Below are 240 nucleotides of genomic sequence, written 5' to 3'. Positions count from 1 at the left end.
CTTCGGCGACGAGGGCCCGGACTGCAGACAGCAGCGGCGCGATCACCGTGCGCCCGAACCCCTGCGTCGCACCCACCCGCAGGTGCCCCCGTGGCGGCCCGTCACGCAGGTCGCGCATTTCCTCCACCGCCTGCAGGATGCGGTCGACCCCGGGGCGGCAGCCGTCGTGGAACAGCTCGCCATCGCGGGTGAGCGAGGTCGACCGGGTGGAGCGCAGGAACAGGCGCCCGCCCAGCTGCC

1 pseudogene is annotated in these 240 nt (G+C 74.6%); it reads right to left on the bottom strand.

The window, feature by feature from the left end:
• Positions 1 to 240, bottom strand: a pseudogene (locus ACQG3P_RS22720) (LysR family transcriptional regulator); the annotation flags it as partial.

It is taken from the genome of Stenotrophomonas sp. SrG, assembly GCF_050031795.1.
Classification (GTDB): Bacteria; Pseudomonadota; Gammaproteobacteria; order Xanthomonadales; family Xanthomonadaceae; genus Stenotrophomonas; species Stenotrophomonas rhizophila_A.
The sequence above is the reverse complement of the archived record's forward strand: the minus strand, read 5'-3'. Positions and strand labels throughout refer to the sequence as shown.